Annotated in this window: 20 protein-coding genes; 9 read left to right on the top strand and 11 right to left on the bottom strand. The window is 59.4% G+C overall.

Annotated elements, in window-relative coordinates:
* Positions 1-45 precede the first annotated feature (45 nt).
* The 3 genes from SHEL_RS01370 to SHEL_RS01360 all read right to left on the bottom strand — a co-directional run bounded on the left by SHEL_RS01370 (position 46) and on the right by SHEL_RS01360 (position 3,613).
* Positions 46-1,095: a hypothetical protein gene (locus SHEL_RS01370; RefSeq protein ID WP_012797457.1), complete on the bottom strand. Its 1,050-nt coding sequence runs from the start codon at positions 1,093-1,095 to the stop codon at positions 46-48.
* A gap of 806 nt (positions 1,096-1,901) precedes the next feature.
* On the bottom strand, positions 1,902-2,357 hold the full coding sequence (locus tag SHEL_RS01365; RefSeq protein ID WP_012797456.1) for a DUF6998 domain-containing protein: 456 nt from the start codon (positions 2,355-2,357) through the stop codon (positions 1,902-1,904).
* Between the two features lie 161 nt (positions 2,358-2,518).
* Positions 2,519-3,613 carry an AAA family ATPase gene (locus tag SHEL_RS01360; protein ID WP_012797455.1) on the bottom strand — a complete coding sequence of 365 codons (1,095 nt, stop codon included), beginning with the start codon at positions 3,611-3,613 and terminating at the stop codon, positions 2,519-2,521.
* Positions 3,614-3,810: 197 nt separating this feature from the next.
* Here SHEL_RS01360 and SHEL_RS15020 point away from each other — a divergent pair, with 197 nt between their 5' ends.
* Together SHEL_RS15020 and SHEL_RS01350 are read left to right on the top strand one after the other, a co-directional pair.
* A complete protein-coding gene (locus SHEL_RS15020) occupies positions 3,811-4,023 on the top strand; it encodes a DUF3990 domain-containing protein (RefSeq protein WP_012797454.1) in 213 nt (70 codons plus the stop codon).
* Positions 4,004-4,651 carry a helix-turn-helix domain-containing protein gene (locus tag SHEL_RS01350; RefSeq protein ID WP_012797453.1) on the top strand — a complete coding sequence of 216 codons (648 nt, stop codon included), beginning with the start codon at positions 4,004-4,006 and terminating at the stop codon, positions 4,649-4,651. Before SHEL_RS15020 ends, SHEL_RS01350 begins: the two co-directional genes overlap by 20 nt.
* Before the next feature lie 552 nt (positions 4,652-5,203).
* Here SHEL_RS01350 and SHEL_RS01345 read toward each other — a convergent pair.
* Positions 5,204-6,622: an AAA family ATPase gene (locus SHEL_RS01345; protein ID WP_269471198.1), complete on the bottom strand. Its 1,419-nt coding sequence runs from the start codon at positions 6,620-6,622 to the stop codon at positions 5,204-5,206.
* 348 nt (positions 6,623-6,970) lie between these two features.
* A complete protein-coding gene (locus SHEL_RS01340) occupies positions 6,971-7,468 on the bottom strand; it encodes a nucleotidyltransferase domain-containing protein (RefSeq protein WP_012797451.1) in 498 nt (165 codons plus the stop codon).
* A gap of 208 nt (positions 7,469-7,676) precedes the next feature.
* Between SHEL_RS01340 and SHEL_RS01335 the strand changes: the two genes are divergently transcribed.
* Together SHEL_RS01335 and SHEL_RS01330 are read left to right on the top strand one after the other, a co-directional pair.
* Positions 7,677-8,255, top strand: a complete 579-nt coding sequence (locus SHEL_RS01335) for a type IV toxin-antitoxin system AbiEi family antitoxin domain-containing protein (protein WP_232001615.1) — start codon at positions 7,677-7,679, stop codon at positions 8,253-8,255.
* A gap of 91 nt (positions 8,256-8,346) precedes the next feature.
* Entirely contained in the window at positions 8,347-9,081 is a 735-nt protein-coding gene (locus SHEL_RS01330) for a nucleotidyl transferase AbiEii/AbiGii toxin family protein (protein ID WP_232001614.1), read from the top strand.
* Positions 9,082-9,505: 424 nt separating this feature from the next.
* Here SHEL_RS01330 and SHEL_RS01325 read toward each other — a convergent pair whose 3' ends face one another.
* From SHEL_RS01325 to SHEL_RS01305, 5 genes are all read right to left on the bottom strand, one after another.
* Positions 9,506-10,015, bottom strand: coding sequence for a hypothetical protein (locus tag SHEL_RS01325; protein ID WP_012797448.1), 510 nt, complete (start codon positions 10,013-10,015; stop codon positions 9,506-9,508).
* A 15-nt stretch (positions 10,016-10,030) separates the two neighbouring features.
* On the bottom strand, positions 10,031-10,861 hold the full coding sequence (locus tag SHEL_RS01320; RefSeq protein ID WP_012797447.1) for an acetoacetate decarboxylase family protein: 831 nt from the start codon (positions 10,859-10,861) through the stop codon (positions 10,031-10,033).
* Positions 10,862-11,113: 252 nt separating this feature from the next.
* Positions 11,114-12,022, bottom strand: coding sequence for an electron transfer flavoprotein subunit alpha/FixB family protein (locus SHEL_RS01315; RefSeq protein WP_012797446.1), 909 nt, complete (start codon positions 12,020-12,022; stop codon positions 11,114-11,116).
* On the bottom strand, positions 12,019-12,789 hold the full coding sequence (locus SHEL_RS01310; protein WP_012797445.1) for an electron transfer flavoprotein subunit beta/FixA family protein: 771 nt from the start codon (positions 12,787-12,789) through the stop codon (positions 12,019-12,021). Before SHEL_RS01310 ends, SHEL_RS01315 begins: the two co-directional genes overlap by 4 nt.
* A gap of 36 nt (positions 12,790-12,825) precedes the next feature.
* A complete protein-coding gene (locus SHEL_RS01305; protein ID WP_012797444.1) occupies positions 12,826-13,986 on the bottom strand; it encodes an acyl-CoA dehydrogenase family protein in 1,161 nt (386 codons plus the stop codon).
* A 362-nt stretch (positions 13,987-14,348) separates the two neighbouring features.
* Here SHEL_RS01305 and SHEL_RS01300 point away from each other — a divergent pair, with 362 nt between their 5' ends.
* A complete protein-coding gene (locus SHEL_RS01300) occupies positions 14,349-15,866 on the top strand; it encodes a helix-turn-helix transcriptional regulator (protein ID WP_012797443.1) in 1,518 nt (505 codons plus the stop codon).
* Between the two features lie 181 nt (positions 15,867-16,047).
* Positions 16,048-16,995 (top strand): 3-hydroxyacyl-CoA dehydrogenase, encoded by a 948-nt coding sequence (locus SHEL_RS01295; RefSeq protein WP_012797442.1) that lies wholly within the window; start codon positions 16,048-16,050, stop codon positions 16,993-16,995.
* Positions 16,996-17,368: 373 nt separating this feature from the next.
* Here the strand turns inward: SHEL_RS01295 and SHEL_RS01290 are convergent, their stop codons facing one another.
* Positions 17,369-17,542, bottom strand: a complete 174-nt coding sequence (locus SHEL_RS01290) for an indolepyruvate ferredoxin oxidoreductase subunit alpha (protein WP_012797441.1) — start codon at positions 17,540-17,542, stop codon at positions 17,369-17,371.
* Positions 17,543-18,477: 935 nt separating this feature from the next.
* On the opposite strand from SHEL_RS01290, the gene SHEL_RS01285 reads away from it, so the two are divergent.
* The 3 genes from SHEL_RS01285 (at position 18,478) to SHEL_RS01270 (ending at position 20,677) form a co-directional block, all read left to right on the top strand.
* Positions 18,478-18,939, top strand: coding sequence for a hypothetical protein (locus tag SHEL_RS01285; RefSeq protein ID WP_012797439.1), 462 nt, complete (start codon positions 18,478-18,480; stop codon positions 18,937-18,939).
* 36 nt (positions 18,940-18,975) lie between these two features.
* Positions 18,976-19,449: a hypothetical protein gene (locus SHEL_RS14115; protein ID WP_012797438.1), complete on the top strand. Its 474-nt coding sequence runs from the start codon at positions 18,976-18,978 to the stop codon at positions 19,447-19,449.
* A gap of 61 nt (positions 19,450-19,510) precedes the next feature.
* Positions 19,511-20,677, top strand: coding sequence for an AAA family ATPase (locus SHEL_RS01270; protein ID WP_012797437.1), 1,167 nt, complete (start codon positions 19,511-19,513; stop codon positions 20,675-20,677).
* Positions 20,678-21,099 lie beyond the last annotated feature (422 nt).

Raw genomic sequence — 21,099 nt, 5'->3', positions numbered from 1 at the left:
GTTCGTTTCTGCAAAAACCGATTCTAGGCAATGGCCGCTCCTATCTCAAAGCGGCCCGTGACACCAACTTTCGGCACGCGATCTAGGATTAATCTCTTCATCGACGGTTTCGTGTATGAGCTGTCCTTTATCTTCGATTTCCAACGGTTTCAGGCCATCGCAATTAAAACCGTCTTCATCTAGCCCTAACTCATTGAGTCCTGCGGAGTTAAAGCCGTTTTCGTCATATTGCGTACCATTACGATGCAGCCCATCAGCTCCAAAACCCCTAGCATTAAAACCATCTTTATTGAATCCGTTTTTATCGAAACCGCACTTGTCAAAACCATCTTTGTCATAGCCTTCTTTGTCTAGGCCATCTTTGTCAAATCCGTCTCGGTCAAAGCCATCTTTATTGAACCCGGCTTTGTCGAAACCTTCGCTGTCATAGCCGCTTCTATCAAAACCGTTTCTATCGAAGCCGTCTTTGTTAAAGCCGTAATAGTCGAAGCCCTCGCGATCGTAGCCAAAGCGATCAAGTCCTGATTTCCTGTAGCCTTCCGCGTCGAAGCCGGCTTCGTCATAGCCTTCTTTGTCAAAGCCATTGCGGTCAAAGCCGTTCCTATCATAGCCATCTCGATCGTAGCCATCTCGATCATAGCCATCGCGATCCCAGCCATCGGTGTTGTATCCATCGCGGTCATAACCTTGGCTGTCTAAGCCATTTTTGTCGTAGCCGTCCCTGTCAAAACCCTTCTTATTGAAACCTTTTTTGTCGTACCCTTCACTGTCAAAACCTTGGCGATTGAAACCGCGCTCATCGTAACCTGCAGCGTTATAGCCATCCTTTCCAAAGCCCTTCTTGTCATAACCTCTTTTGTTATAACCATCTCTGCCATAACCGTTTTTGTCGTAACCATCACGATTGAAGCCATGCTTGTCATAGCCTTTTTTGTCGTAGCCATCCCTATCGTAGCCTTTACGATCATAGCCAACACGGTCGTAGCCATCGCGATCCCAGCCATCGGCATTAAAGCCCGAACGGCCATATCCCTCGCGGTCAAAACCATGTTTGTTGAAACCGTCTTTGTCATACCCAAAACCGAAGATGATCATTGCAATCTCCTTCAAACTTATCAGCTAAGTCCTTGCGTCGTATTCTAGCAAAGACGGCTTTAGCCATTGGGCAGCAGCGCAATCGGTGCGCAAGAAAGGGTTTAAGCAAGGCCGAACGGAAAGCGACAACGCGCTACAACGCGTAAGAAGCCGTAAGGAAAAATAAGGAAAAGACGCGCTTCGGTCGGAACGAGTCGTTGCGAGCCGTCGCGCGTCGTTGCATGGAATTTGCCTACTACCTGCGGAAACATGTCCATAAAGTAGCAAGGCGTAGTATTGTGTAGAACTACGAGTTTACTCCCACTCTATCGTCCCAACTTTTCCAAGCCATGCTTCCACGTCCATCTCGCGTCAAACCATTTTGCTGACGGTGAGGCCAATGGTGGGCAGGCGGCCACGCAGGGTGCGCAGGACGCGTCGCAACAACAGGGCTAGGAGCAGCAGGAAACGCAGCAGGGGCTGATCTACTTGTTCCGCAGCTGCACGAGCCTCGCCGCTTCACCGGCATGGGCAACGTGCACTCCATGTGCTACACGTTCAGCTCCTGCGCGTTCGCGACGCTCGACCTGCATGGCTTCGACCCGTCGCACCTGACGGACCTGTTCTACTGCTTCTCGGGGTGCGGCTGACGATTTCGATTTATTTGATACACCGTTTCATGCTCCGCTGATACAACGTTCCGCATTGGGCTGATGCAGCCGAACACGAAGAATTGCCACGCTAAAAACCCTGACCATGCCAAGACGGATCAGAATCAAGAATCTTTGGAGCATGGCTGTGCGCAGCTGCTGCCACCCAAATGCCGACTAAATCCGATCGCCATCGGCTACGGCCTCGTTGAGTTTAGCCAGCTTGCCGACCGAGACCTGATACTGACCATTCTTGGGGAGGGGCTTCCCTTCGAACAGCGCCCAGACGATGTTGCCTGGCCCGTTGAACACCTCTTCGAATTCACCGTTCTCGTTTATACGCAGCACGATGAGGTGTTCCGGCTCCGAGCTGATTCCGACCGAATTTCGTTGCGTCGCCTTGACCTGCACCAGTCGCCTTGTTCCATCCAGGGTTTCGCCATCGTGCCTCTCATGTGACGAGGGGAACAGCTTTAGCCCATAGCGCTTTGCCGCATACACTTCGCCGATGCTGCCAACCAAATGACCGTCAAGCGTGAAATGTCTTTCCTGGTCTTGGTACTCTTCCTCAAGCCGTTTGACAATCGCGTAAAGCTCCCTGATGATTTCGCTCAGCGCATCGACTTCGCCCATGCGTAACCCCATTTCTTGAAAGTGCTAGCCATGACTCGACAGTGTACGCCGACGTCGTTTCAAATGCGTCCTTAAGCCGGACCGCAGGTGCAAACCGAATCCGACCAGAAGACCATCCCTTCTGGTCCTCCTGTGTTGCCGCCATTTTGCCTACGCCTTCATCAGAGCTCGCCAGCCCGCTCGAGCAAGTACTCTTTCAGCATCGGCACCTCAAAAGCCACTCTGCCTCGCCCGCGCGGACCGATGATGCCGCGCTCGACCAAGCGTTTGCGCACTTTGGAAGCGTTGTTGGGCGCGACCCCCATGCGCTCGGCGATCGAAGACACCTGGCTCACCGAGCCGTCTTGCGTCATGGCAAGCAGATAATCCATCTCGCGAGGCGTCAAGCTGCGAACCGTGGGCTCCAGAACCATTCGCTCCATATCGTGTTTCGCCAGCGCCAGAGCGTTCTCAACGTCCTCAAGCGTCACACGTTCCTCGTTCGGATGCTGCCGCCACATATGGTAGCCAATAAGCTGGATAAGGAAGGCAAATCCGCCGGCACCGCGCGCAGCCAGCGCAAGGGCCTTTGGGTCAATCGACCTTCCCGCGTTTTCCACGGTCTCTTTTATTGCGTCGGCTACGTCATTGTCGTCGATCGCCTCCATAGAATGCCTGAACGCACGCCGGAGGAACGAAATGCCATCGTCATCAAGCAGCAGCGATACGTTATGCGGAAGCCCCGCCAGAAGCAAAGCCACGTTCCGATGCTCCCGAACGAAGTGCTGGAACACATCGACCAACGTATACAGCTCTTCGGAGCTCGACGCCGCCTCATCCACCGTAATCAGAAGGCCAGCTCCCGCATCGTTAAGCTCTTGAAGAATCGCGGTCATCTCCGAACGCCATGTCGAGCGCCTGTCAACCAGCTCTCGGGAGAACCCGACGCCGCGGATCTGCACGCCGGTCACGTGCGACGATGCCTCGGGCCTGATAAGATGGCTGCCCTTTTCCCGTGTTTGAACCATGATTTCATCAAGCATGCCTTCACGTGCTGTCACGTTGACGCTTATCCAGCCCATCTCCTCGGCTTGCTCTGCAATTGCGGCTAGCAAAGCCGTCTTCCCGGACCCCCTGGGGCCTACGAATATGCTCGCACGATTCGGGTCTCCGGGGCCGTTCTCCAACCCCTCCAGGATGTCCTTTATAAGCTGAGCACGCCCCGCAAGCTCAGGCGGGACGCTACCGAACGTCGGAGTGAATGGATTGGCTCCCATGGGCATTTTCCCTTTATTTCCCTAAATTTCCCTTTTATTCCCTAATTTTCACTTAGTTTACCTTTTGCCGCCAAGCACGTCAACGCAGATGAGAACCGCATCCGACCGGAAGGGAGACTCCCTTTGTTCAGCATTACTACTCCTGTGGGCGTAGTTTTGGTATAATCGATAGCCAAAGCGAACGAAAGGAGGGGTTCATGGCGAAGCTGGTATTATTCCATGGGTCGGACCACGTTGTGGACAAGCCCGTGTTCGGCGGAGGCCGGGCGAGAAACGACTACGGGCGCGGGTTCTATGCTATCCGATCGGCCTATTTCAACCTTGAGCGCAATCGCCGCGAGCCCGACGACTTGTACATCCTGCACATCCTCGACCAGAAGGTGGGGCCCGATGATCCACGCCTACGATGACAACATGCGGCCGAAAGCCCAGGCCACGCTCGGGTACGCCATGGACTTCGCCGTAAACGAAGCAGGATATCTCCCTCAAGACTTCATGGCGCTGTTCATCGAGTCGGGCCTTGCGCGCCGGTTCGAAAGCGGCGAGTCAGCCGTGATCATGGGCATGAGCGGAAACGAGCTCGCCCTGCGCGTGTTCGAGGAGACGGTCGGGCTGCAGCGCCCGCTTGCCATGCGCCCTCGCGAGCGCGGCAGCAAGGCGTACTGGATCGGCTGGGCGCTCGCCTATTTCCAGTGGGAAACGGGCCTCACGTTCCGCGCCATCCTAACGGCCGTGCCTATGGAGGTCATCGAGGACTTGTACGGCGCATACCACGAGATGAACGTCGAGCAGTTCGTGGACCGCATGGTGCAGCTGTATCGCCAGGCGATGCCCGACACCAACCTGAAGCGGCTGCGCAAACTCTCCGGCCTCACGCAAGAGCAGCTGGCGCAGCTGTCCGGAATATCTGTGCGGACCATCCAGCAGTACGAGCAGCGCCGCAAGGACGTGAACAAAGCCTCGCTGGAAACAGCCGTCGCCATCGCCACCGTGCTGCACTGCAGCCCCTCGGACTTGCTGGAGCGCATCGCCTCGTAAACCGGATCCGACCCGCGGGTCCCATATTCGACGATCCACGCATGATTCCAGGCGGCTCAGTCTCGTTTCCGGAGCTCCCATGTGCACGAAACCGAGAAGTGCACGGCAAAGCCCGCCGAAACAGGCCCGAAACGACCGGTTTTCATCCGCTTGGCATCATGTGGCTCGACGTTTCCCCAGGTCGCGATTTTCCAAAGGCCACGCCGAACGTAGCCGACTCGTACACTTCTCGGTTTCGTGCACACGCGCTAGGAGAAGACGGCATTTCTCGGCCCAATAAAGGACGGCTGCCCCGGCGACATGACATCGAGCCCAGTTGGCCAAATCGCCGTTTTTTGCACCAGATTTCGCTGGATTCGCCCGCGCAGCTCTTCGAGCGTCTGTTCGCCCTCGCGTCGAGCCTGTCGCGCTTCTGGGCGCGGTCCTTCGCCGTTCCCTGCGCTTCCCTATATTTCGCCTGGCTTCTCTTTTGCCTCCAAGCACGTCAACGCAGATGAGAACCCCATCCGACCGGAAGGTGGGGCCCCTCTGGGCTCCTTTCCATGCGGACGCCTAGAAGACGAACAGATCGTCGCCCGTTATCGTTTGAGACAGCAGGTCGGAATGCGAATTCTGCTTCAATCCCGCCGCAGCGACTAAGACCAGTTGCACGCTGTTCGAAGTGCCGCTTTCCGCTTTGAACACCTCACGTTTGCGAACAAAATCCTCTGCGTACGCCGAACTGATGACGAACGGCGCATCGGTGAACTTCATCTCACAAAGATATGTAATCCGATCCGCTCGCTCGATGACCAGGTCCACCTGCGCCCCCGGATCCGCGTTGCTGCTCCAAGGGAACTCGACCGTCTTCATAGTGGACAGAGATAGCGCATGGTTGATCTGGGGCAGATGGCTCAGACACACAATCTCGAACGCGTTGCCCCGCCAGGCATGGTAGCTGGGGGTGTCGTAATAGGAAACCCAGTCCGACGCCGCGCGGTCTTCGCCGATGAACTTGAAGCTGAACAGCAGGAACGGATCGATGAGCTGATACATCGTCTTGCGCCCCTTTCGATAGGGGCTCTTGTATCGGCGGATATATCCGCACTCTTCGAGACCGCTCAGCGCCGTAGTGAAAGTGCCTCCATCCTTCACGCCCAACGCATCTACAAGCTGCTTGCGAGTCATGCCGATCTTTTTCTTGCCGAGCGCGGAAAGCACGTCGTAATACAACGGCTTGTCAGACAGCGTCGAATCGAGCAGCCTTCTCCCCTCGTCCTTTAAAGGTGCCTGCGGCGAAAGGCACAACGAGGTGATGTTTTGGGCAAGGCTCAGGCGTGCCTGGATCATGCGTAGGCAATACGGCAACCCACCGAACACCATGTAACACTCGATGACGTCTCGGCGTGACCAGTCAAGGCGTTTCTCCACCCGCAGAAACTCCTCTGTCTCCTTCAGGGTGAACGGGGCAAGGTAGAGCGAATGGGTCACACGACGGTTCAGGCTGCCCTCGGTGCGCAGGATTTCGCGGAGCACCCACGACGTTGCCGAACCGCATATAATCACCTTTACGTCGGGTCGTCGTTGCGCCCACCGATTCCAAAAATCGGAAAAAGCCAGAAGGAAATCAGATCGCGGCGTATCAAACCAGGGGAGCTCGTCCAGAAAGACGACCCGCTTGCCCTCGGGTGAACGGGGGCACGTGTCCTTGTCGAGAAGGGTTTTAAGCCTGCGAAAGGCCTCCCACCAGTCCTTCGGAGCTTCAACGCTTGTGTCTCCGTAGTCGAGCAGCGCCTCGTGAAACCCTCTGAGCTGCGCCCTCTCATTCCCCTCGGAAAGACCGCTCGCATCGAATGCGTAATAATCGCTCAGAACTTCGTTCACGAAGAAGGTCTTTCCCACGCGCCGTCTTCCATATACACAAATGAGTTCTGCAGCATCGGAGCCTATCCATTCAAGAAAGAGTTTTTGCTCGTCTCGCCTTCCGATCATGGCCATGTTGCATCTCCTATAAAACGCGGTAACCTCTTTATGTAAACTAGTTTACGCTTATTATAATGTCATTTTCTGCTTTATTTAGCGGATTCTGGTTTCCAATGCTGATATTGCGCTAACTATACAGACCGGCTTGCGGCAAACGCGCGGACGGATATTCGGCGATCCGCGCATGATTCCAGGCGGCACAGTCTCGTTTCCGGGGCTCCCATGTGCACGGCGAAAACGCCCTTCGCGGCATGCTGAATTAAAAATGACCGACCCTTCAGCCTGAGTTTTATTCTCTGATCCTTTGCACCTGCCCAAGACTTTGGCGATGAGCGTGAAAACGCCCAACCCCAAAGCCTACCCGAGGTATTCGTCGGGGACGTCGAAGCCGTACTTCTGGCACAGGAGCAGAACGTCGTGGAGGTCGTTCTCGTCGTGGTCGTAGCCCAAGTGGAACATGAGCTGGCTTGCCGGCTCTATGCAGTCGACCGGCATATCGCCGATGGTCCCCTTCCCCGAAAAGACCTCGCCCGGATAGCTCTCCCCCAGAAACACGATTCGGCCGTCGTCCGCGAAGTCGAACACGTGCAGGTCGACAGTGCGGCCGCCTTTGTCCTCCCACGTGGTGTGGTCCGCAAGCGTGTACGGCATCAGCCTTTCTGCGAACCCCTTCGCCACCAGCAGGTCGACAAGCCTGTCCGCGTCTTTTCTCTGAACGAAGATATCGATGTCGTTATGCGGCCTGGTCTGGCGCCCCATGAGCGCATCGATTCCCCAGCCTCCGTCCAGCCACACGGCGATTCCGGCATCCGCAGCCAGCCGAATGACCTCGCGGGCGTCGTTCTCCGTAATCATGGGCACCTTCCTCCTTCGGCGTGGCGGCAGTCGCTTTCAGGCCTTGCATTGTATGCGATGGCGGTCACCGATGTTGGAAGGCAACGCGCAAAGCAACAAACCGTGTCGTAGAACGCCGCTCTGTGCGCCCACGGACAGCGGAGTAAAACGGACGGACGGAGTAGTGAACGGCGGTCCAACGTCATACTTTGCTCGATTTTTGAAGGACATGGCACAACAATACCATTTTTGGTATTATTGTGCCATGACATACTATGACGACATATACGAAATCGCGGTCGATAACTACTACCTCATTTCGACCCAGCAGGCGCAACAAGCCGGTATACCTTCGGTTGAACTGGCCAAACTCGCTCACCGAGGCAAGTTGAGCCACGTCTCGCACGGACTGTACAGGCTTGTGCGCCATGTGCCTCACGAGAACGATTCGTACGCCATTGCCGTCGCCCGTGTCGGCAATGGCGCCTATCTATACGGAGAATCCGTCATCGCCCTGCTCAACCTCGCGCCCACGGACCCGTCGCGAATCTACGTCGCATCGCCGCATCGGGTCCGAGGGAGAAAAGTTGATGGTCTCGAAACGATTGTTCGAGGCGAAGTGCATGATGTGACCGCATACGAGGGAATCCCATCGCAGGAAATCGGTTCCGCAATTCGTTCGTGCATCGGCTCTGTGATGCCTGAACGCCTGCGAGCCGCAGCCGAGCGAGCCCGCAACGAGGGCTACCTAACCCCAAAGAACTATCAAGCTACAATCGAGGCGATCGAACGTCATGAAAAGGCCTAACAACTCCAGAAATCTCGACATGGCTATCCGCCGCATCACGTCTTCCGAACGGGATTTCGTCCGTTACCGCACAACCATTGCGAATGCCATAGTGGGACAGCTGCTGCCGAGCGGCGTCGTCAAAGGAGGCACCGCCCTCAAGCTTCGCTTCGGGAATTCGGCCACCCGTTTCACAACCGACCTCGATACGGCGCGAAGCGAGAGCCTCGACAGATTCATCGACGAGCTCTCCGAGCGACTTGACGAAGGCTGGGAGGGCTTCACTGGACGAATCGTTACGCGCACGCCCGCATCGCCTGCGGATGTTCCCCACCGATATGTTATGCAGCCTTTCGACGTGAAGCTCTCCTACGCCGGACGTGCTTGGTGCACCGTGCCGTTGGAGGTCGGCCACAACGAGATCGGAGACGCATGTGAACCAGAGCTGTCAATGTCTCCCGACGTGGCAGAAATGTTCACGCTTCTCGGCTTCCCCGAGCCCGGGCCGATACCCCTTATGCCTTTGCACCATCAGATTGCCCAGAAACTTCATGGTCTGAGCGAACCCAATAGCAAACGGGCGCACGACCTTGTCGACCTGCAGCTCATCTCCAAGCACGGGAGCGTTGACCTGCGAAAAACGAGAGAAACGTGCGAAAGACTATTCGCTTACAGAAAAGCGCAACCATGGCCCTGCGAGATACGTTGCGGGACCGGATGGGGCGAACTCTATGCTTCGGCAGCCGCAGACTTACCCGTGCTGCAAGACCTGAACGACGCAATCGAGTGGGCCAACGAACTGATCCACGCAATCGCAGGACAACGCCCCGGAGATGCGAGCCAATAGATTCAGCCGCCATCCATGCGATGATGCCCTTCAGACGCACAATGACGGCCACCCCAAGCCGGAAGCGACAGCCTATGCAATCGGAATCGTGCAACGGAAAATGAACGTAATGCGCTATGCCAGAGCGAAAACCGTCTCGCAGTTTGGACGCGGAGTCTCCAGAAAGGGGCTCTCTTGCATGTTCCTGGTTGGCTTCCGTTCCGGCCCTCAAGCAGTGCAACACTATAATCTGCGGTAAGTATCCAAATGACTTAGTTACCGCAGATTATAAGAGGCATCCATGGAATCGCGAACACCAGCGCGTATTGCACGTCGAAGGGCGCCGTGAGGCTGTTCACCAAATCGCCGGCAGGGCGGACCTTGTTCGGCCTGCCCTGCCGGCGGTTACGCGCACTATGTTACGAAGCCCGGCCTGCGTCGGAAGCTACTGCGACTCTCCTTCCGCAACGGCGGCCTTCTTCTTCCCGCGGGCCACAATGGCGTTCTTGGTAAGTCCGATCAGCGCCATGATCAAAATGCCCACCGCATAGCTGACCCAAATCTGCGGCATGTCCTGCACCGTCATCAGGTGCGTGCCGCCCGTGGCCACCGTCAGCATCAGCAGCATGAAGTGGCTTTCGGCCCATGGCAGACCGCCCGTCATGCCCAGCGCGATAACGACCATCGCGGCCACCAGCAGGCCCAGCAAGGCCTCAAGCTCGCCGAACGCCGCGCCCAGATAAGGTTCGAACAGGCCGGCGGCCAAGCCGACGGCGCCCCAGATGGCCAGGCCGGGGACCCTGTTCAGGTCCATGTTGCCTGGATTGCAGAAGTAATACCCGCAGAACAGAATCGGCCATGTGACCATAAGCCCCGCGGCGTTTATGCCGACGATGATCACGACCAGAATCACGATAACGATGAACGAAATGAGCAAAGCCTTCCCGAATTTCATACCGTGCACCCCTTCCTACTTGGCGTTCATGGCGAATCGGTCGTAACGCGCAGCGAAGTTCTTGGCGATAACGTCTTCAGCCGCATCGCCGTCGATGGCGACCACCTTGGCCACTCCGTCCATACGGCAGTCGAAATTGGTCCAGCCACCGCCCAGCGGCTTCAAAACCGGCAGCGCCGCCCACGGGTCGTCTTCCGAGGCGCCCAGGCCCACGTTGACGGACGCGTTTTCCCACGAGTGGTAGGTCATGGTGATGGGACACGCCAGCAGGCGCACGCCGCCGATGTGCACCTTGCCGTCGGAACCCAGGTCAACGTCGTATTTGTAGAAGTAGTTCAAGCCCGGCACCTCGGCCCCCGGCTCACGGGCCGCAAACACCTGCGCGCACATGGGGTCGTTGAAATCCCCGATCTGCGCCGTGATGTCCAGCACGTCGACGCCCAAACGGGTCACCTTGGCGGTAATTTCGTCGCCGCTGCGGTTCAGCACGATGGAGTCGGCGGTCTTCTTCGGGATGGACAGGATGTCGCGACCCAAGAAGGTGCCGGTGTCGCCCTTGTCCAGCAGAAACGCCAGCGGGTACACGCCCGGCTGCCCGTCGAAGCTGCCGATGGTCATGATCGCGGCCTCAAGATAGTCGATGCAGAACGACGGCTTCCTGATGTGCGTCACGTACCCGAACACGACCGGCGACACGATCTCCATGCCCGCGGGCAGGGCGTTCGCCAGGGCCTCAGGGTCGGTAATGTAGGCGAAATACAGGCCCTCCTCGTCACCCATGACGATGGGGTTGTTCTTGAAATAAGCAATTTCCTCGGGGGTCTTCTTGAAGCTGATTTCGGCCATGATCCGGCCTCCTTTCCTTTCGCATGATCCAGCGTCGAAGGCGTCCTTTCGCCTGACGCTATGTGCTTTGTTTTTTCGAGCTTTGGGCGAAAATGTGCCCTATAGCTCACATCTGTCATCCTGAAATGTGCCCTATAGCTCACATCGAGGTTGGGTCGTACGTCCGAAACTTCGGTCTGCAAGCCGCAATGTGCCCTATAGCTCACATATATAAGTTTCGGAAATTGTGCCCTATAGCTCACATCTATTCGCCTACAGGCCCGCAGCCGCATCGATCAGCGCAGGCACCACGCTGTACAAATCGCCGACTACGCCATAGTCCGCCGCGCGGAATATGGGCGCGTTCGCATCGGAGTTCACCGCGGCGATAATCTTGGCGCCGCGCACGCCGGCCACGTGCTGGACCTGGCCCGATACGCCTATGGCAAGGTACAGATCGGGAGCCACGTCCTCGCCCGACAGCCCCACGTACTGTTCCACGGGAAGCCATCGCCGCGATTCGGCTATGCCGCGCGTGCAGCCGATCCCCGCACCCAGCCGTTCGGCCAGCGCCTCGATCATGGCCATGTCGGCCTGCTCGCGCACGCCCATGCCCACCGCAACGATCACCTTCGCGGCGTGCAGGTCGGCACCGCTTTTCTCAACAGGGGTTTCGTCCAGCAGCCGAACGCGATCGTCGCTTTCCAGCCGCACATGCTCCACCGGGGAGCACCCCGCAACCGGCACGCCCGCCCCCGCCGAAACGGTGACGACCGCCGGATAGGGCAGCCGGGCGGTCTCCACCACCGCACCGCCGTACATGGCTCGGGTGACGGTTGCAAAGGTGCCGTCCAGCTCCACGGATGCCACGTCGCTGGACATGGCGCAATCCAGGTGAGCCGCCGCAAGCGCTGCGAGCGAACGCCCTTGGGCGCTTGCACCCACCAAAAACACGTCGGCCCCGCGCTGCCGCAGCAGCTCAGCCACGCCCTGCGCACTGCATTCGACGGGTCTGGCAGCCCCTTCGGCCGCAACTATGCCATCGGCGCCGCAATCCGACAGGGCCTGCGCCTGCTCTTCCGAAAAGGCCAGCGCGAAGGTCTTAAACCCGCCGCGCTTACCGATGCCGATCAGCTCGGCGGCCGCCGACGGTTTATCGGCGTACACGAATGCCACACTCATGACAGCACCCCCTCCTTATGTAGGGCAGCCACCAGCTCACGGGCGGCAACGGCCGGGTCGTCTTCGGCTATGACCAGGTTCTTTCTGGCCATTGCGAAGCCTTCCAGGCTCACGCGCTCCGCAAGCGGGGCCTCGTCTGCTCCCAGGTCGGCCGCATCGATGCGCTCCTTGGGCTTCCGGTTGGCAGCCATAATCGCCTTCAACCCGGGAACCCGCGGTTCGAAACCTTCGGGCAGCACGCACAGCACGCAAGGCAGCTGCACCTCCACGGTCTGCAGCGTGTCTTCCAGCTTGCGCACCACGGTTGCGCTGTCCTCACCCAGCTCGAAGCTGAGGACCGACGTGACCGCCGGCCACCCCAGGCAAACGCCCAAACGCGGCCCCACCTGGCGGGCGTAGGTGTCGCTTGCGCCCTCGGCGCACACCACCAACCGCACGTCATCCAGCGTGTGCGCGGCGGCAGCCAGCACCTTGGACGTCGCGCGCCCGTCGGCTTGATCCTGCTGGTCGGAAGCCACCCAGTAGCCCTTCTCCGGGCCGCGGGACAAGGCGTCCTTCAGGGATTTCTCGACACCTTCGCCACCGTATGTCAGCGTCACGGGCGTCCAGCCCGAAGCCTCGGTCGCCTGCACGGCCGCCTCTATGGCGCTGCGGTCGAAGCTGCCGATTTCCCAGCGGGCGCGCGAGATGTCCACCGACCGGTCGTCGCCGATGCGGATCCCCTCTTCGTCCGGCACCCACTTGTAACATGCCACGATTGCCGGCATACCGCCCTCCTTTCGTTTCCGACGCCGACGTCTGCGTTAGTCCTGGCCGTTCTTCCAACCAGGCTTGACGCCGTAGGTCTCCATGATGATGTCGCGATGCACGTCGCCTGGCATTTCGGCCAGCTCAAGCTGGATGGAGCTGGCGTACAGCAGACCGACGATGGCGGGAATGGTGTAGCCCACGCCGCCGTGCAGCAGAACCGCATCGTGGGCGGTCTTGTTGGTCTCTTCGGTCACGTACGCCTTCGCCATGGCGCCAATGCGGAAGCACTCGTCGCCGCGGCCTTCGTCCCACAGGCGCGTGCCCGTGTACACCAGGCAGCGGTTGATCTCGTTGCGGATGGCCATGTCGGCAATCTTGTGGCTGACGGACTGCAGGCTGATCAGCGGACGGCCGTAGCGCGAGCGCTGCATGGTGAAGCCCATGGCCATCTTGAAGCATCCCAGCCCCATGGCCAGGCCCGACAGTGCCAGCTGCATGAAGCTCAGGCCGAACCAGTCGTCGCCCGTGCCGTTGTCGTCGATGCGGTTCAGGTCGGGCACGAACACGTCATTCAGGTTCAGCGTGCCCCAGTCGGACGCGTCGGGAACCAGCTTGCGCTCCTGCTCGCCGGGATTCACGCCATCCCAATCCTTTTCCACCAGGTACACGTGGTCGAACATGTGCTTGCGGTTGGGGCCCGGGCGGCCGAACACCACTTTCACGTCGGCGTTCTGGACGTTCGTGCCCAGCACCTTGGTGCCGTTCAACTTCCAGCCGCCGTCCACCTTCTCCTCCTGCAGGCCCCACTCGGGGAAGTTGGTAAGACCGGCCGGGTCGGTCACCGAGCCGCACAGCAGAATCTCGCCTGCGGCGATGCGCGGCAGATACTTCGCCTTCACCTCGTCGGTTCCCCAATACTCGATGGGAAGCAGCCCCAAACAGTGGCCGGTCAAGGCCCCCATCAGCGGGAACGCGTTCTTACCCAGCTCCTCGGCAATCAGGAAGAACGTGGTCTGGTCGTAGCCGAGCCCGCCGTACTCCTCCGGAATGGTGGCACCCACATAGCCCTGCTCGGCCATGTGCTCCCACAGCTCGCGAGAGAATTGCCCGCTGGCACGGCACGCTGCCGCCAGCTCCTGCGTGCGCGACGACGCGCACCACTCACGGACGGATTGGACGATCAGCTTCTGGTCCTCGGTCAGGAAATGACTCATGTCCCCTTCCTTTCATCCATTGGGCGCCCTTTGCGGCCCAAACTTGCGGCCCGAACGATACGGACCGCGGGGGAAACGGACAATCCCGAACGGGTTTGATTCGAAAAACCGTAAATCTAACCAAAGGTTATAGGTGTTTGGGACCCATCAACCATAGTGGCGAAAACGTCCGTCGCGCACATGGGGTACAATGACGCCGGGCACAGGCGAAGGCGAGTCCGACCGGCCCGCCGATGTTGCGACGCAATCCGCCAGCCGCCCCGTGCCCGCCGACATGCGGCCGTCTGCCGCAAACCCTTTCAAGCCGACCCGCCCCAACGAGACCCGCCATCGATTCCACCCCGCTACGCCAAGGAGGAACCATGACGAATCATCCCCAAGGCATCTATCCGAAACGGTCCCTTGCCGTCGTCATCGGCGGACTTGCCGCATACCTTTCCTGGGGGTTCGTGTACTTCCAGGTCGTTGGCAATGCAAGCGCCACCGACCTGGTCTTTTTCGCGAACCGGCTGGCACTTATCGCCAGCTACGCCGGATTCATGGTCCTGGCCGTGTTCTTCTCGCGCATGCTGGTGCCGCTGCGACCGTCGAACAACATCACGTTTCTGACGCTGGCCGTGGTGGGCGTTTTTCTTGCCGGATTCTCATACGCGGCTCCCGGGTTCGCCGCGTTCTTGAGCCTTGCCGGTTCGCTGCTGGTGGGCGTGCAGTACGGATGGTTCCTTCTGTATTGGTGCGAACTGTTCGGCTACGCGCAAACCCGCTGCGCCGGATTCTGCTTCGGGGCGGCCATGCTGCTTGTCCCCGCCGTGTGCTATGCGGCCTTCGTTCTGCCCGATGTGCTGCAGGTGTTCGCCGCCGCCCTGCTTCCCGTCCTTTCCTATCTGGGGTTCCTGCACGGCATGAACGTCATTTCCGAAAACGGCCGGTTTAAGGATATGGACAAACGGATCGGCAAGCTGCAGCTCAACGTGGATTCGCCCCGCTTCCCGTGGCGCACCTCCGAGCTGTTCGGCATCCTGAAGGCCGCCATCATGACGTCGGCCTTGTTCGGGTTCGTGTTCGGCGTTGTGGACGCAGGGTTCGGCAAGCTGTATTACTGGGCCGTCGGATTCGGCATCGTGGGCCTGGTGGTCACAATGCTTTTGGCCCTGCGCCCGAAACGGCTTTCGATCCGTTTTCTGTACCGCCTGTCGCAACCCGTCATGGTTTTCGGGCTTATGGCATTGGGATTCAGCACGGCATTGGGCGGCGTGCTGGTTTCCACGGCGTTTTCCATCGAGCTGCTGCTGTTGGTGGTCACGCTGTGCGAAACCGCCAACCGTTTCGAGACGTCCGTGGTGCGCTTGGGCGGCTTCGCCTTCAGCTGTACCATGATCAGCTCGGCCGCAGGACGCGTCGTGGGAAAAACCGTCATGGATGCCGCCGCAGGCTCGAGCTTCTTCGCCATGGCGCTTGTTGCCGCTATGACCTGCCTGTTCGTGCTGTATACCGCGTTTACGCCCGAGGACGGCGGGTTTTTGTTCGAATTCTCCGACCGCACCAAGTCCGATGGTGACGTCTCCCCCACCGTGGCCGACCGCATGCGCGACCCCGACCCCCGCGACATGGAGGTCAGCGTGGTCATATTCCACGAGGCGGTCAACCGCCGCTGCGCCGACGTGGCCGGCGAGTACGGACTTTCCAACCGTGAGGAAGAGGTGCTGGTGCACATCATGCAGGGCAACAGCATTCAGGAAGTCGCCGACAAGCTGTTCATTTCGCCCGGCACCGTGAAGACCCACATCAACCATATCTATCGGAAGATGGGCGTCACCCGTCGCTACGAGCTGAAACGAATCGTCAATTTGGAGCAGAAGGGCACCCCGCCGCTGGTCTGACGTATTCCCTGTTCAAACGCCTGTTCTTTCCTTTTGTTGACCCCGCCCGTCCCCATGCGACCTTACGTGCATGCCCTGTTTCGAAAATCAAACCATTGCGCGGATTGTCGCCTTCTCCTGCGGCTCGTAAGGTGGCCTCACCGTGACCCGAAGGGCACATCTACAAAAGAAAGGAGCAGGTATGGCCATCAAAAACGTAACCGTCGCCGGCGGCGGGGTGCTGGGCAGCCAAATTGCCCTGCAGTCTGCGTACTGCGGATTGAACGTCACCGTTTGGGGACGCACGGACGCTTCGCTGGAGCGTGCGAAGGTCCGGCTCGAGCGCTACGCCAAAACCTACGAGGACGTCCTGGAGGCCACAAAAGCGGACCCGAGCGTGCGCGCCCGCGGCCTTTCCGACGAAGGCGCCGCCCCCGAAGAGCTGGACGCCCTGAAAGCGAAAGTGGCTCCGGCGCTTGCCGGCATCAGATTGACCACCGATCTTGCCGAGGCCGTGGCCGACGCCGACCTGGTGATCGAAGCCGTCATCGAGAGCAAGGACCAGAAAACCGACTTCTATAATATGCTGGCACCGCTGCTTCCCGAAAAGACCCTGGTCGTGACCAACAGCTCGTACCTGCTGCCCAGCCTGTTTGCCGAAGCCACCGGCCGCCCCGAGAAGTTCATGGCGCTGCATTTCGCCAACGACATCTACCGCGGCAACACCGCCGAGGCCATGAACCACCCCGGCACCAGCCAGGAGACCTACGACGCCGTGGTGACCTTCGCCGAGTCCATCCGCATGATTCCGATCTGCCTGCATAGGGAACAGTTCGGCTACCTGCTGAACAGCCTGCTTTTGCCGTGGTTCGGCGCCGCTGAGAACCTGTGGGCCGATGACGTGGCCGACCCGCAAACCATCGACAAGGTGTGGTGCCTGGCACTCGACGCGCCCCGCGGTCCGTTCCGCATTCTGGACACGGTAAGCCTGCCCACCATTTACGCCGTGCTGCAGTCGAACCCCGACGCACACAATCCCGAGCACGTGAAATACCGCCTGGCCCAGAAGCTGAAGGAGAAGATCGACCGAGGCGAGACCGGCCTGCTTGCCGGCAAGGGCTTCTACGATTACACCGACGACGCCGAGTAGCTGCGTCGGCGTGAACACGGGCGCTCGGACTCTGCCACCGGGCGCCCAGACGGCCGAACGCCGCACCCCATGCGCACGAAACCGAGAAGTGTACGGACACCCACAGAAACGGGTCGAAACCAACCGACCTTTCACCCGTCGAAACCCCATCCGTCAGGGTTTCCCCAGGTCGCGATATTCAAAACCGCGTTTGATGTCGCCCCTTTCCGTACGCTTCTCAGTTTCGTGCACACGTGTGAGATACCGGTTTGCGGGCCGACGTTCGCCAGCTTAAACAAACCCCCTGGCACAACCGGTGAAAACCGTATATGCCAGGGGGTTTCGCGCATGGCCGGCCTTTATGGGCTATTGGCCTGCCTGCTTTTTCTAGCTGCTACTCGACGGTAATAGCCTCCACGGCGCACTCGTCGACGCAGACGCCGCAGTCGACGCATTCGGCCTCGTTCACGACGGCCACGCCGTCAACGACCTCAATTGCCTCGTTCGGGCACGAATCGGCGCACACTCCGCAGCCGACGCATTCGTCAGTATTGATCTTCGCTGCCATTTTTACCCCCTTGGTCTTTTTTCTACCTTCATCAGCCAGCTCGGCGTCCCCATACCGAACGCCCAGCAGGCGGATTGCCTATTTTAGCAGGTCGTACGTATTCGACCTTTTCTCTCCGCCGAAAACTCCCCATGCGGTTTCCTGCATTTGCAAGCGGCCGCGCCGTTTACGACGTTCGATTGGGTTTTGTGACTTATCTGCGCATAACAACACATCGCAAACGACAATTTGCAGTCCGCACTTCATTGGCGAGCGGGTGACGCGCCTCGGGCTCGTATGGCACAAATGCTCAAAGTTGCATCGCGTGCCTTCTTAAAGAAGGATGTCATCGATCATGCGGTTCTTCAGGCGGTTCACCGCATCGAGCTTCCACCTCGGATAGCCCAGACCGGGGTCTTCGTACTCGAAATCCTTCAACGCCACCAGCTTCGCACGGATGGACGGAGTCAGTATCGCACGGGCCCTGCGGACTGGCTTTTGCCAACGACACTGCTCTCCGAGGCGGCATCTGCAACGAAAATCTTGTTTTCTGCGCACTTAGGGGGATAATCTGCAAAACCAGACCTCCCGATTGCCTCGAACGCGCGAAGGATACCCTGCGTAACGCCACAGTTAGCCATCTTTTGGGGCGTAACAGACGCATAACGGAGCAAGCGCGCGCTTCCAGACGGCTTCATCCGCACAATTTGTTACCGATTATCCCCCTAAGTGCGCACGAAAACCGATTCTCGTTGCACGTGGGACAAAGGGGACGGTCCCCATTATCCCCATTTCCGCCAAACCACCCGTCACACGGCCCGCAGTGCGACAAGAAAGGCTCGGGTGATTGTCGCATCGGATTGCGCAATCAGCTTATGACCAGCTCTTTATCGTGTAATCACACTCGGCTCGGCCCCAGGCGGGCAGGCCGTCAAGCACGACGAAAGGAGCCCAATATGACTGATAAGGAAAAGCTGGAAGCAATGCTCGAAGAAAGCAACTCGTACTACATCCGCAACGGCGAGGGATGGCTGGCCTACCGCGACGGCATAGAGGTCGAAATCTCGATACCCGAGGATGGAGTCATGCGCGCGCTCGCCCACACGAAGACCTTTGCCAACGACGAGAACAAGGCTGCGATGGTCGCGCTGACCGGACATCTCTCCGGTTGGCTACACAAGGTGGGCACGCTCGAGCTTGCAGACGACGGCGAAGTACTCATTTACCTCGACCGCAGCATCGACGACGAGGCGCCCGACCACATGGTGACCTGCGTTTCCATGTGCTACGACCAGGATATCGCGCCGCTTCGCGCCATTGAGCAGGGCGAATCCCCCAGCGAAGCCATCAAGCGCAGCGGCGACCCCATGCAGGCCCTCGGACTGCTGCGCGCACTTCGCGAAAGCCTTGCCGACTAACCGCTCATCCGACAACCAAGAAATAAGGAGTCAGCCATGCTTCTCGACAGCTACAACGACATCCCCTACATCAACTGCACTGCCGCGAAAATCCGCCCGAAGGACAAGACCGGCCACTCCGGCACGTTCGAAGCCGCCGGCGAAACCTTCACCATCAAGATTGCCAACGCCCGCGACGACGACGAGCGATTCCCCCGCGTCTGGGCGCGCGTCGAGCTGATCGACAAGGTCGCGAAGGACCGCGTCGACGACTACGCCTGCAAAGTGGCCGCCAAGGCAATCGCCGACCCCGCCTTCGCCCCCGTGAAGGTCGACCTTCGCGACGGCGAGACAGCCTATATGAAGACCTGGACCTGCCGCTACCCCGACGACGAGGCCATGGACGCCTTCATCATGCAGGCCAAGGACTTCATCGAGGCGCACATCGGCGAGCTGCGCGCCCTGAGCGCGCCGGCCAAGACCCCGCCTGACGACCTTCCGTTTCTGGAGGATCTGCTCTCCCTCATTTAGGGCACGGCAACCGGGGCGGACGACGACGTCCGCCCCTCTTTTCGAAAGGAAGTGAACGGCAATGGACGACCTGTTCAGCATGGATCTGCCCGAGTACTGCGCGGGCAAGGTCCGATTCCCCCAGGACACCATCGACTGGGCATCGGTGGTGCTCGCCTGCGACCTGCTTGTCGGATCGGGCGCGAAGGTCCTGTTCGGACGCGCATGCATCCAAGACGGAACCGCCGTCCTGCCGTTCGCCGCGAAGGAATCGGCCGAGGAGGCCATCCGGAAGATGTTCGACGGATGCCAGGTTTCCTGCGCACCTTTGAAGATCAACTTCTCCGACAAGAAGGCCCTTCAGGTCGCCACGCGGATCAACGCCGTCAACCCGAAGACGGACAAGACCAGCCTGGCGGCCATCAAGCCGCAGTCCGAGTCGGGGCTGCTCGAACACGGCTTCATCGGGCTCGACAAGCAGGTCAAGACGATCATGTCGATCGTCGAGGCCATCGGCGCCTACGGGCGCGACGCCGTCGATTCGCTGCACATGATGTTCGTCGGCCCGCCCGGCGGCGGCAAGACCATGGTTGCCCGCGCCCTGCTGGAACTCTACGACCGCAAGGGCGTGACCTCAGGCAAGGGCGTGTTCGTCAACGCATCCGCCACCGACCTGATCAGCCCCTATGTGGGCGAGACGTCGCATTTCGTGCGGAAGACCTTCGAAAGCGCCTGCGGCGGCATCCTGTTCATCGACGAGGCCTATCGGCTGAGCCGCAACGACCCGACCTCGCGCAGCGCCGACCACGGGCAGGAGGCCATCGACGCCATCAACCAGCTGATGGAGGAGCTGCGCCAAGAGGTGATCGTCATCTTCGCCGGCTACCCCGACGAGATGGAGGACTTCCTGAAGCACAACCCAGGCCTGAAGGGCCGCATCGGCTTCGAGGTCCGCTTCGACGGATACGGCAGCGCCGACCTGCTGAGCATCTTCGGGAAGATGGCCAACGACCGTGGGTTCGCCGTGGAGAAGGATGCCCTAGACGTGCTCGAACAGCACATTCCCTCGCTGTCGAAGCAGGAGGGATTCGCCAACGCCCGTACGATGCGCAAGCTGCTCGACCACGTCGTGACCAATAAGGCACAAGGCAAGCTCGACCGTTGCCTGAGCGCAGGCGACGTGGAGCGCGCCCTGGCAGACGACGAGTTCCGCTCCATCGAGAAGCTCCGCGTCGGCTTCGTCGGCTAGCCGTTCGGAACGACGGCATTCTCCTTGTCCCATATGTATTTCAGAGTGCACCGGCAGACTTCCCGCCGGTGCACTTTCTTGTGATGAAAGCTCGCACCCCACCCCGGCGCGAATGCCGGCCGCCCGCTCCTTTCGGCCAAAACCCGTTTCTGCGCCAAAAAACAAGTAGTGTACGACCTGAGAGCTACTTGACTGCCGCATCTCGGTCGTCGAGAATATGCCTTAAAGAGTATCCCCAGGTCAGATAGCTACTCCATTCAAAGGCGGAATCCGATGGCCCCAGTAGGTCGTACACCAGTTGATTTTCCTGGCGCAAAAGGCCGTTTTCGGGAAAAGTTGCAGACCGCAAAAACGGATGGGCGGGCCGGCACCACCCGCAAAGCAGAATCCGTCGACACTTTTGGTCTACTCCACTAGGCCTT

This window comes from Slackia heliotrinireducens DSM 20476, from assembly GCF_000023885.1.
Taxonomy (GTDB): Bacteria; Actinomycetota; Coriobacteriia; order Coriobacteriales; family Eggerthellaceae; genus Slackia; species Slackia heliotrinireducens.
This window is presented reverse-complemented; position numbering and strand designations above follow the sequence as displayed.